The sequence below is a fragment of the Streptococcus sp. 27098_8_82 genome, assembly GCF_041431615.1.
Taxonomy (GTDB): Bacteria; Bacillota; Bacilli; order Lactobacillales; family Streptococcaceae; genus Streptococcus; species Streptococcus sanguinis_K.
This window is the reverse complement of record NZ_JAPVYB010000001.1, coordinates 250,688-262,560: the sequence shown is the minus strand read 5'-3', so window position 1 is coordinate 262,560 and position 11,873 is coordinate 250,688. Positions and strand designations below refer to the sequence as shown.

The following is an 11,873-nucleotide window of genomic DNA, read 5'->3' as shown; positions in this document are numbered from 1 at the left end:
TTATACTAAGCCTTCAAGCAGGCCTTTCATAAAGTTCTCTGAGTTAAACTCACCGATATCATCAATCTTTTCTCCAAAGCCAATCAGCTTCACCGGAATATCCAATTCCTGACGAATGGCTAACACAACCCCGCCTCGAGCAGTCCCATCGATCTTCGTCAGTACAATTCCTGTGACTGGAGTGATTTTAGAAAATTCCTTGGCCTGAACCAGAGCATTCTGACCGGTTGAAGCATCGAGAGCTAGGAAAGTTTCATGCGGTGCTTTTGGATCCACCCGCTTAATAATGCGGCCAATTTTTTCCAGCTCCGCCATGAGGTTGTCCTTATTTTGCAGGCGACCAGCCGTGTCAATCATAAGAACATCAACCTGCTCTGCCTGAGCACGCTCCATACCATCATAAACCACGCTGGCAGGATCGCTCTTCTCAGGTCCCGTTACTACTGGAACATCCACGCGCCGGCCCCATTCAGCCAACTGAGCCACCGCTCCAGCTCGGAATGTATCTGCTGCTACCAACATGACTTTCTTGCCTTGTTGTTTGTACTTATAGGCTAGTTTACCGATAGAGGTGGTCTTACCAACTCCGTTGACCCCAACAAAGAGCATGACAGTCAAACCGTTTTGGAAATTGATTTTTTCATTAAAGCGGCCATCTTTCTCATAAATGTCCACCAATTTTTCAATAATCAGCTGGCGTAGAGCAGCTGGTTTTTTAGCATTTTCCAGACGGGCTTCATAGCGTAGTTCCTCAGTCAGACTGGAAGCTACCTGCACCCCTACATCACTAGTGATGAGCAGCTCTTCCAAGTCTTCGAAGAACTCTTCATCTACTGAGCGGAAATTAGCAAAGAAGGCATTGAGCCGTGCTCCAAATCCTGTCCGAGTCTTCTTTAGGCTGCGGTCATATTTTTCCTGAGTGGATTCCTCTTGAGGAAGTTCAGCATGGTCTTCTGTAGCGGCTGCTTCTGATTCTTCAGCAACATCAGCTGCTTGAACGACCTGTTCTGATTCTGTTAGTGACTCCTCAGCTGTTTCTGGCTCGAACTCATTATTTGAATCGGTTGCCACCTCGTCATAAGAAGATGCTTCATCCGACAGCTTTGCTTGTTCAACAACTTCTTCTACCGTTTCGTCACTGCTCTCAGCATGATGCTCTTCTAGAGTTTCTTCAGTCTGACTTGCTCCTTGAGCCATTTCTTGATTTTCTGCAATAATTTCTCTTTCATGCTCTGGCTCCTTGCTTTCTTCTTGGATGGCTTGAGATGCTGGCTCTTCAACATCAGCCAAACTATCTTTTGTATCCGAAATTTGGTCATCAAGTTGCTGCTTGTCCTGATAGGACTGAACAGCTTCCGCTTCAAGATTTTCTCCTGCTTCTGGAGCAGGTGCTGTTTCTTCTCCAAGGTCATCAATGTTTTCCAATGCTTCCTTGACAACTTCTTCAATCGGCGGTTCTTGCTTTTTTCGGCCGAAAAGGCGGTCAAATAATCCCATCGGCTAATCCTCCTTTAGTACATATTCTTCAATAGCCCAAGCCACTGCATCCTCATCATTGGTCATAGGTGTCACCACATTGGCTGCTTCTTTGACGATGGTTACTGCATTCTGCATGGCCACTCCCAAACCAGCCCACTCAATCATAGACAAATCGTTGGCTTCATCACCACAGGCCATGACCTGACTTCTCTCAATGCCTAAATGGGCAATCAGTTTCTCCAAACCATTAGCCTTATAGACATTTTTAGGGGACCATTCCAGCAGCATTTCTCTAGATTTAAAAATCTCATAGCGCTCAAATAATTCCGGTGAAATTTGCTCAATAGCCGCATCCAGTGGTTCTTGAGCATAAGCAGTGACACATTTATTGTAAGTCTGCTGGCTGGATAAGTCGCTGAAATCAACAGGCTCAAAGGTCAGAGCAGGATTGAACTGAGCATAAAGCGAATCTTGATCGGATTGAATCTGATAGACAAGTCCTTCGCAGATAGCATCAAGCGGGATATGGAGCTTGTCCGCCTCCTCATAAATCCGGGCTACATCATCATAAGAAAAGACTGTTTTATCGAGGATTTCTCCAGTGTTGCGCTGAACAAGACCACCATTAAAAGTAATGGTGTACTCATCCTCTCGACCGTCTGTTCCCAGCTCATGCAGGAAAAAGTCCATGGCCTTAAGAGGGCGTCCAGTAGTCAGAACTACCTTAACTCCCTTGGCCTGAGCTGCTTTTAAAGCCGCTAAATTACGCTCAGAAATCTTCTTGTCTGAAGTCAGGAGAGTTCCATCTAAGTCCAGAGCAATCAGTTTTATATCTGACATTATAATCCCTCCATGTAAGTGATAACCGACTGAGCATCATGGTGGCCGATGACTTCCTTGGCCACTTCTAAAATCTCAGGGCGAGCATTTTCAGTCGCAATCGGATAGCCAGCCACCTGCATCATGTGCAAATCATTGAGATTATCACCAAAAACCATGACTTGAGAAAGATCTATGTCTAGCTTCTTGGCCAGCTCGACAATGGCAACCCCCTTATCCACATGGTCCAGAACGATGTCAATGGACTTGTAGCCAGTTGTCATGGCCTTGACTCCATCGATATTCTCATTGACCCAAGCTTCACCAGCTGCGACTTGGTCCTCAGCAAAATTGGTCGTAAACTTGAAAATATCATCGTCGATATCAGCCAGGCTAGCTACTTTTTGAATGTTTTCATTATAATGAGCACTGAAAGAAAGATAGGTCGGATCCACAGTCTCCAAGACATAGCAGGCACGTTTGCCCGTTAGAAGCAGCTCGTTGACATTGACATAGGGAGATTCCTGCAGCTTATCAAAAACCTTGAGGTAAAAGTCCCGAGGCATGGTTGCTTCATAGAGATCCTCGCCGTGAAATTCCACCAAACTGCCGTTTTCAGCAATAAAAATAATCTCATTGCGCACTTCCTCAAACAGCTTTTCCAGCGACAAGAGGCCGCGCCCGCTGGCTACGGCAAAATACATGCCTTTTTCTTTAAAGCGAGCCAAAACTTGCTTGAGGCGGTCCATATCAAACTGACCTTTACTGTCTAAAAAGGTGCCATCCATATCCGTTGCTACTAATTTTATACTCATGTTACATACTTTCTAAATCTTTTAACTTGACCGAGACAATCTTGGAAACCCCAGACTCCTGCATGGTAACTCCGTAAATAGAGTCTGCAGCTGACATGGTTCCCTTACGGTGAGTGACCACGATGAACTGGCTGTCCTTGTCAAATCGATTGAGATAATCCCCAAAGCGTTTAACATTAGCCTCGTCCAGCGCTGCTTCTACCTCATCCAAGATGACAAAAGGAATGGTCTTAACACGGATGATAGAGAAAAGCAGAGCCAAAGCTGACAAGGCCTTCTCGCCACCGCTCATCAGATTGAGCGACTGGATCTTCTTGCCCGGTGGCTGTACGGAGATTTCTACACCTGCCGTCAGCAAGTCTCCCTCCGTCAATATCAGGTCTGCAGAACCACCGCCAAACATCTGACGGAAAGTCACCTTAAAGCTTTCACGAATGGCTTCAAAGGTTGATTTAAAGCGTTCCTTAACTTCGTCATTCATCTCTTCAATCGTCTCTAAGAGCAGATTTTTAGCTGATAGGACGTCGTCTCGTTGCTCGTTGAGGAAGTTCAAACGGTTGCTGACTTCTTCAAACTGCTCAACTGCTTCCAGATTGACCGGACCTAAAGCTCGAATGGCTTTTTCCAAATCCTTAACCTGGCTTTCAGCAGCTGGCAAACTTTCTAACGGACGAGCCTGGCTGCTCGCTTCTTCGAAGCTCATCTGATAGTCATCTGTCAGATTGCTTGCCAGACGGCGCATGACATCCATGAGCTTATCCTTTTCTGCCTCTGCCTTGGCTTGCCGGCGAATCAATTCTTCATTTTGATGGCGGGCTTGCTCCAAACGACTGGCAATATCGTCAGACTGACCTTCTAAATCTTCAAGCTCAAATTTCAGACGAATCAGTCTTTGATCCAGCTCACTCTTTTCTTGCTTGGCGGTCTCTAATTGACCTTCCAGAATCGTAATATCCACCTTTTGCAAGCTGGACTGCTCCTTTTGCTCCATCAAAAGTTCCAAGGTCGACTGCTCTTTTGCAAGGCTGGCTTTTTCCTCGGACAGACGTTCCAAGTCATTCTTTTCAAAGCGTTGGTTGGAGGTCAGTTCTGTCCGCTGGAGCTTGAGTTCTGCTAGGCGAGAGGAAAGCTTGTCGAAACGAGCCTGAACAGCATCTTTGTTTGACTTAACCTGCTCTATTTCTGCAGTGATGTCCGTTTTTTCTTGCTCAACCTCGGTCAAGCGGGTCTGCAGTCGGTCTTTCTCTTCTGAAATATCCAAAGCAGATTGATCAGCCAACTCCTGTTCTTGTAGATTTTTCAGACTTGTGAGCTCTTCTACGCGCTTGGCTAACTGTTCATAGGCTAGATTAGCCTTTTGCTCAGCCAAGCGAGCCTGCTCACCGTCTGTCTTGATTTGTTCCAATACCTGCTTAGCCTGACTTAGCTGGTTTTGCAGAATTTGCACTGCTTCTTCCTGCTCTTTCAAGCTGACATTTTTCTGCTTAATCTCCTCAAGCAAAGCATCTAGCTCCGGCTTGATAAAGATAGTATTGTTATTGCGGTTGGCACCACCGGCATAGGAACCGCCAGTCCGAAGCTCTGTTCCATCCAAAGTCACCATACGAACCTGATAGCGCACTTGATGAGCCGCTGCTCGGGCATGCTCCACTGTATCAAAAATAGCGGTCGTTCCCAGCAGATTTTGAAAAATACTGTCTAACGATGGGTCATAACTGACTAGAGAAGAGGCTAGTCCCAGAAAACCAGCACTTTTTTCAATCGTAGCACGGTTATGGTCAGGCAGCTGACGCGGCTTGATGGTTGTTAAAGGTAGGAATGTTGCTCGGCCAGCCCGATTTTTCTTCAGAAATTCGATAGCCCGAGTCGCTGCCGCCTCATCTTCCACGATGATATTCTGACTGCTGGCTCCCAGCGCAATTTCCAGCGCTGTCTGATAGTGGGGATCGAAGCTAAGCTTTTCGCTAACAGCTCCAACAATGCCACCTAGACGGCCAGCCTCCTGCAGCACACTCTTAACCCCAGCATAGAAATTGCTGTGATTTTTAAGAATGGCCTCCAAGCTATTGGAACGTGCTTGCTTGTTTTTGAGGTCGTCCAAAAGCTCAAACATCTTAGTCTGCTGATGCTTATAATCAGCCTCTAGCTTCTCTACTAACTGGATCTGACTTTGGTAGTCTACTAGTAGATTCTTGAGGGCTTGGCGAGCAATTTCCAACTCCTCCAAACCAGCTTGCTCCTGCGCCTGACTAGCCTTCAAATCAGCCTGCAGCTTAGCATAGTCTGCCTTCTTGCTCTCAGCTAGTTTAAGCTCGCTAGCCAGCTGGCTCTCCAGAGAAGTCAAGTCATTAGAAAGATTTGCCTCTTCCTGCATGAGCTTGACATACTGCTCACGCAGATGTTCAATCAGCTGGTCTGGATCATCTGAGAAGTCTGCTAATTCTGCTTCCAAAGCAGAGATAGACTGCTCATTGTCACTCAGTTTGGCAGCTATTTGGCTCAATTCAGCCTGCTTGTCCTCTATGTTGCTTTCTATCTGAGCCAGTTTTTCTGACAAAGTGGCCAAACGCTCTTCATTTTCCCGGCGGCTCGTCGCTGCCTGGCTGGACTCCAACTTAGAAAGGTCAATCTGCCGCTCCAAATCACTGATTAAGCGGGTCAATTCCAGCAAACTAGCTTGATCATCAGACAAAGTTTGATTGAGCTCATGGCGCTTGGCCTTCAAGGTTTGGTTTTCAACTTCCAGCTCATCGCGCTTGCTGTAGTAGGCTGCCAGCTCCTGCTGGATATTCCTTAAATCTTCTTCAGCCTGAGTCAACTTTTCCTTGTTAGCTGTCAGCTGAGCGACCAAAACATCCAAGTAAAGCTCTCGGCGCTGGCCATCCAGACTCAAGAAGCGCTTAGCAGTTTCAGCCTGCTTCTCCAAGGGCTTAACCTGGCTCTCCAGCTCGTAGATAATGTCTTCCAGTCGATCCAGATTATCCTGAGTTTGACTAAGCTTGCTTTCCGTTTCCTTACGACGTGTCTTATACTTAAGCACTCCAGCAGCTTCTTCAAAGATTGCCCGACGTTCCTCTGGCTTGCTGTTGAAGATTTCCTCAACCTTCCCTTGGGAAATGATGGAGAAGGAATCTCGTCCCAGTCCAGTATCCATGAAGAGATCATGGACATCGCGCAGACGGACTTTTTTGCCGTCAATCTTATACTCACTGTCACCGCTGCGGTAAATGTGACGCTCCACCCGAATCTCATTGGCAGCATCCTTGATAAATTGGTCGCTGTTGTCCAGAACCACTACCACTGATGCGTAATTAAGGGGCTTGCGGGTTTCTGTTCCCGCAAAAATCACATCGGGCATCTTGCCGCCCCGCAGACTTTTCACACTGGACTCTCCCAAGGCCCAGCGCAGGCTCTCCGTAATATTGGACTTGCCGGAACCGTTTGGCCCAACAACCGCAGTCACTCCCTGATCAAAGACAACTTTAGTCTTATCAGCAAATGACTTGAAGCCCTGAATTTCAATTTCCTTTAAAAACATGAAGAACTTTCCTTTTCAAATGCGTTTTTAGCAGCTTCCTGCTCGGCCAGCTTTTTAGAACGCCCCTGGCCTTGACCGGACTTGCGGCCATTGATAAGAACAGCCACCTCGAAATTTTTGGCATGAGCCGGCCCTGTCTCGGAGACGACCTGATAGGTAATTTCCACATCACCATTAATCTGCAGCAACTCCTGCAGCTTGGTCTTATAGTCCGTCACCCGCTCAAAATCTCCCGCTTCCACCTTAGGAATCATGACTTGATAGAGAAAGCTTTTGACTGCTTCCACACCCTTATCTAAGAGCAAGGCACCTAAAAAGGCCTCAAACAAATCTCCTAAAATCGTATCACGATTCCGGCCGCCAGACTTCTCCTCTCCGCGTCCCAGCTTGATAAATTGATCAAACTGACAATCACGGGCAAAGCCTGCCAGGCTCTCCTCCCGAACAATCATGGAGCGCAGCTTGGACAAGTCGCCCTCTGGTCTCTTAGGATACTTGGTATAAAGATACTCCGAAATAATCAGTTGCAGAACAGCGTCTCCTAAAAATTCCAAGCGTTCATTGTGTGAAATTTTTAAGAGGCGGTGCTCATTGGCATAGCTCGTATGGGTAAAAGCTGTTTCCAACAAGGTCTCATCAGAGAAAACCAAGTCAAACTGCTCCAGCAATGCTTTTTTCAAATTTTCCATTACTATTTTACATCATGCTGACTTCAGTCAGATAAGCAGCATGATACCTTTTCCTTTCCAAAGATATACAGTCTCTATTATAACAAAAAACAGGCGCAAACGCACCTGCTGACAGTGATTTCTATTCCTTATCCGGAATTACTTTAAACAAATAATAGGTGATAAAAATGGTCAGACCCAACAGACCAATCTTGACCCAAATAATAGGCGCTAGAAAAATGGAAATGCCCATCAAGATATAGATGGAAACGATGATCTTTTTCTTACGCTCCTTGGCAATCGTTCCTGTCTCTCGAAAATCTGCCACATAGGTCTGATACATCTTTGTATGATAGAGCCAATTCTCAAAACGCTTTGAACTGCGCGAAAAGCAGGCAATGGACAATAGAAGAAATGGTGTCGTAGGCAGGAGAGGCAGAAAAATCCCCAAAACTCCTAACCCTAAAGATAAGAGACCTACCACAAAGTAAATTGGTCGCATACAAGCTCCTTTGCAAAATAAAACCGTTACTTTTTAAATATATAATGGATACCGCACTAGAGCAAGAAAACCAAACCTTTCGGTCTGGCGTTTAAATACTCGTCAAAGGCGTTGCGGTATCAGGCGAGGTATCATAGACTTGGAAGTCGTGACCGACTGCCATATCAGCTTGAGCCAGTTGATTGACCATGGTCATGTGAGCCAATTCCTTGATATTATTTTCTTTACTGAGATGTCCCAGATATATTCGCTTGGTGCGATTGCCCAGAGTCCGAATCATGGTCTCTGCTCCGTCCTCGTTGGACAAGTGGCCCATATCCGACAGAATCCGCTGCTTAAGACTCCAAGGATAGGCACCACTGCGAAGAATTTCAATATCATGGTTGCTCTCAATCAGATAGCCGTCGGCATTTTCGATAATCCCAGCCATCCGGTCACTGACATAGCCCGTATCCGTCAGCATGACAAAGCTTTTGTCATCTTTCATGAAGCGGTAAAACTGTGGACAGACTGCGTCATGACTGACACCAAAGCTCTCCACATCCAAGTCTCCAAAGGTCTTGGTCTTGCCCAATTCAAAGATATGCTTTTGACTAACATCCAGCTTGCCCAAGTCCTTTTCCATAGCCTTCCAAGTAGCCTCATTAGCATAAATATCCAGATGATACTTGCGGGCCAACACTCCAACGCCATGAATGTGGTCCTTGTGCTCATGAGTCACTAAAATAGCATCCAAATCCTCAGGCTTGCGGCCAATTTCGCCCAGCAAGCTCGTAATTTTCTTGCCTGATAAGCCAGCGTCAACCAGAATCCGCTTTTGGTCTGTTTCCAGATAGAAACAATTACCGCTTGATCCTGACGCCAGAATACTGTATTGAAATCCTTTAGTCATGTTTACTTTCTATATATCTTCATTATCCCAGTCGTCATCCCGGACGCCATCATTCTCATAAGGCAAGACAATGGTAAAGGTCGAGCCCACACCATACTCACTCTTAGCCCAGATAAAGCCCTGATGCTGCTTGATAATTTCCTTGGCAATAGCCAGCCCCAGACCCGTTCCGCCCTGTGCGCGGCTGCGTGCCTTGTCCACTCGATAAAAGCGATCAAAAATCTTAGGCAAGTCCTGCTTGGGAATTCCTAGTCCCTCGTCTGCAATAGAGAGAATCAACTGCTCATCCGTTGTCTTGATGGAAACAGTAATGGTTCCACCATCCGGCGAATACTTGATGGCATTGTTCATGATATTATCAATGACCTGGGTCAGCTTATCTGTATCAATCTCTACCCAGATCGGTGTTATAGGATAATCACGGATAATCTCATATTTCTTAGTTTCGTCTTGATTTTTTATCTTGTCAAAGCGATTGAGGATAAAGGTAATAAAGGCCGTGAAGTTCGTCAACTCCACTTCCAGATGGCTGGTCTCATTATCAATACGGGACAGACTAAGCAAGTCCGTCACCATCCGCATCATGCGGTTGGTTTCATTGAGCGATACCTTGACAAAGTCCGGTGCTACTGGCTCAGACAAAGCTCCCTCATCCAGGGCTTCCAGATAGGACTTAACACTGGTCAGCGGAGTCCGCAACTCATGGCTGACGTTGGAGACAAAGAGGCGACGCTCCCGCTCTTCCTTATCCTGCTCTGTCGTATCATGCAAGACAGCTACCAAACCAGAAATAAAGCCCGACTCCCGCCTTACCAAGGCAAAGCGAACCCGCAAACTCAAGTACTCACCATTTTCATCCTGAGAATCAATCGTCAGCTCAGGAACATTGGTAATCAGGTCCCGCAAATCATACTCGTCTGAAATCGAAAGCAGATCCAAAATACTCATATTTTGGACCTCATCTCTCTTAACTCCCAACTGCTTGGTTGCCATATCGTTGATAGTGATAATCTGCCCCCGGCGGTTAGTCGCAAGCACGCCATCTGTCATATAGGACAGGATACTGGAAAGGCGTTTTGTTTCTTGCTCAAGGTTTTCATGTGTCAGTCGAATGACCTCTGAAAGATCATTGATACTGTTGGTCATATCTGTGATTTCTGGACTCCCTTGCATGTCCAGCACTTCAGAATAGTCACCTGCAATCAAATCTTTAACCTTTTGATTAAGCTGTACAAGCTTTTGATTATCCCGGCGATTTTCCAATAAAAGCAAGGCAACAACTACAATGAAGCCGATAATAATGATTGCAAAGACAAAATCCGCAGAAATCACAAATTGTTTAATTGCTTCAATCATTATTTCTCATATAATAGCCAACTCCGCGGCGAGTCAAGATATACTCAGGTCGGCTTGGCGTATCTTCAATCTTTTCACGCAGGCGGCGAATGGTCACATCCACTGTACGGACATCGCCAAAATAGTCATAGCCCCATACTGTTTCCAGCAAGTGCTCACGTGTCATCACCTGACCGATATGTGTCGCCAAATGGTGAAGAAGTTCAAACTCGCGGTGAGTCAACTCCAGCTCCTTGCCATGCTTCTTAGCAACAAAAGCATCTGGCAAAATCTGCAGTTCCCCAATGGTCAGCTCGTTCGGGCCACTTTCTTCTACTTGGTTTTCCACAACAAGGTCTGCCCGACGAAGAAGTGCCTTGACACGCGCCTGCAGCTCACGATTTGAGAAAGGCTTAGTCACATAGTCATCTGCACCGATTTCAAGGCCGATAACCTTGTCAAACTCACTGTCCTTAGCAGACAATACAATAATCGGAACATTGCTGGTCTTACGAATAGTCCGAGCCACTTCCAATCCATCCACTTCTGGCAGCATCAAGTCCAAAATCAAGATATCTGGCTGTTCTGCTTCAAACATTTCCAAGGCTTCCTTACCATCAAAAGCAGTCAAAACCTCATAGCCTTCCTTGGCCATATTAAACTTAATAATATCTGAGATTGGCTTCTCATCATCTACAACTAATATTTTCTTCATATGTTCACCTTAACATAAGATTGGGATTGAATCAACTCCATGATAGAAAAGTTGTGACATAGTCAGCTAAGTCGTCCTGCATCAACACGTGCAAAAGGCAATCTAGTTTGCCTAGCTAGACTCCCAATCCAATTTTATTTATTTATCTAGTCTTATTATACCAAAGTTTTCTTAAAAAACACTAATTCAAGCCATTTTTATTCCACATTTGTAGAAAATGGACAATTCTCATCTAAAAAATTTTTTTCCTAAATGGAAATACTCATTTTTATTCAATTTGACAGTTTATTTATTCTATGGTAAAATCTATGTCATATTATCTAACACAAAGGAGAAAGATATGGCTTTAGTTGAATTTAAAAATGTCGAAAAGTATTACGGAGACTACCATGCTCTGCGCAATATCAATCTCAGTTTTGAAAAAGGGCAAGTAGTTGTACTGCTGGGACCATCCGGCTCAGGAAAATCTACTCTTATCCGTACAATCAACGCTTTAGAAGACATTGACCAGGGAAGCTTAATTGTCAATGGCCACGAGGTCACGAACACTGCTGCCAAAGATTTGGTCAACTTACGCAAAGAAGTCGGAATGGTCTTTCAACATTTTAATCTTTACCCCCACAAAACGGTGTTAGAAAATGTTACCTTGGCGCCTATTAAAGTTCTAGGAATGGATAAACAAGAAGCTAACAAAATCGCTCAAAAATATCTAGAATTTGTCAACATGTGGGACAAGAAAGACTCTTACCCAGGCATGTTATCCGGTGGACAAAAGCAAAGGATTGCCATTGCCCGCGGTTTAGCCATGCATCCTGAGCTCCTGCTCTTTGATGAACCGACTTCTGCCCTTGACCCTGAGACAATCGGGGATGTTCTGGCTGTTATGCAAAAACTAGCCAAAGACGGCATGAATATGATTGTGGTCACACACGAGATGGGATTTGCCCGTGAGGTAGCTGACCGCATTATCTTCATGGCAGACGGCGAGGTGCTAGTAGATACTACTGATGTTGATGCTTTCTTTGACAATCCTACCGAACCTCGTGCTAAGCAGTTTCTCAGTAAAATTATCAACCATGAGAGTGATAATGTGCTTTCTTAAAAAGGAGA

At 45.4% G+C, this 11,873-nt stretch carries 10 protein-coding genes; 1 reads left to right on the top strand and 9 read right to left on the bottom strand.

Annotated elements, in window-relative coordinates; translation table 11 throughout:
• The 9 genes from ftsY to yycF all read right to left on the bottom strand — a co-directional run bounded on the left by ftsY (position 1) and on the right by yycF (position 10,763).
• A complete protein-coding gene (gene ftsY / locus O3627_RS01305) occupies positions 1-1,497 on the bottom strand; it encodes a signal recognition particle-docking protein FtsY (protein WP_371621242.1) in 1,497 nt (498 codons plus the stop codon).
• A 3-nt stretch (positions 1,498-1,500) separates the two neighbouring features.
• Positions 1,501-2,319: a Cof-type HAD-IIB family hydrolase gene (locus O3627_RS01300; protein ID WP_371621241.1), complete on the bottom strand. Its 819-nt coding sequence runs from the start codon at positions 2,317-2,319 to the stop codon at positions 1,501-1,503.
• Positions 2,319-3,113: a Cof-type HAD-IIB family hydrolase gene (locus O3627_RS01295; protein WP_371621240.1), complete on the bottom strand. Its 795-nt coding sequence runs from the start codon at positions 3,111-3,113 to the stop codon at positions 2,319-2,321. Before O3627_RS01295 ends, O3627_RS01300 begins: the two co-directional genes overlap by 1 nt.
• 1 nt (position 3,114) lies before the next feature.
• Positions 3,115-6,651 (bottom strand): chromosome segregation protein SMC, encoded by a 3,537-nt coding sequence (gene smc / locus O3627_RS01290; protein WP_371621239.1) that lies wholly within the window; start codon positions 6,649-6,651, stop codon positions 3,115-3,117.
• Positions 6,642-7,340 (bottom strand): ribonuclease III, encoded by a 699-nt coding sequence (gene rnc, locus O3627_RS01285; protein WP_002899941.1) that lies wholly within the window; start codon positions 7,338-7,340, stop codon positions 6,642-6,644. Before rnc ends, smc begins: the two co-directional genes overlap by 10 nt.
• A gap of 121 nt (positions 7,341-7,461) precedes the next feature.
• A complete protein-coding gene (locus O3627_RS01280) occupies positions 7,462-7,821 on the bottom strand; it encodes a YbaN family protein (RefSeq protein ID WP_002906095.1) in 360 nt (119 codons plus the stop codon).
• 91 nt (positions 7,822-7,912) lie between these two features.
• Positions 7,913-8,713: an MBL fold metallo-hydrolase gene (locus O3627_RS01275; RefSeq protein WP_002906094.1), complete on the bottom strand. Its 801-nt coding sequence runs from the start codon at positions 8,711-8,713 to the stop codon at positions 7,913-7,915.
• A gap of 9 nt (positions 8,714-8,722) precedes the next feature.
• Entirely contained in the window at positions 8,723-10,069 is a 1,347-nt protein-coding gene (gene vicK / locus O3627_RS01270; protein WP_002894938.1) for a cell wall metabolism sensor histidine kinase VicK, read from the bottom strand.
• Positions 10,062-10,763, bottom strand: coding sequence for a response regulator YycF (yycF, locus tag O3627_RS01265; protein WP_002894937.1), 702 nt, complete (start codon positions 10,761-10,763; stop codon positions 10,062-10,064). The genes vicK and yycF overlap by 8 nt, the downstream gene beginning before the upstream one ends.
• A 340-nt stretch (positions 10,764-11,103) precedes the next feature.
• On the opposite strand from yycF, the gene O3627_RS01260 reads away from it, so the two are divergent.
• Complete coding sequence (locus O3627_RS01260) at positions 11,104-11,865, top strand: amino acid ABC transporter ATP-binding protein (RefSeq protein ID WP_032913415.1); 762 nt, start codon at positions 11,104-11,106, stop codon at positions 11,863-11,865.
• The last annotated feature ends 8 nt before the right edge of the window (positions 11,866-11,873 follow it).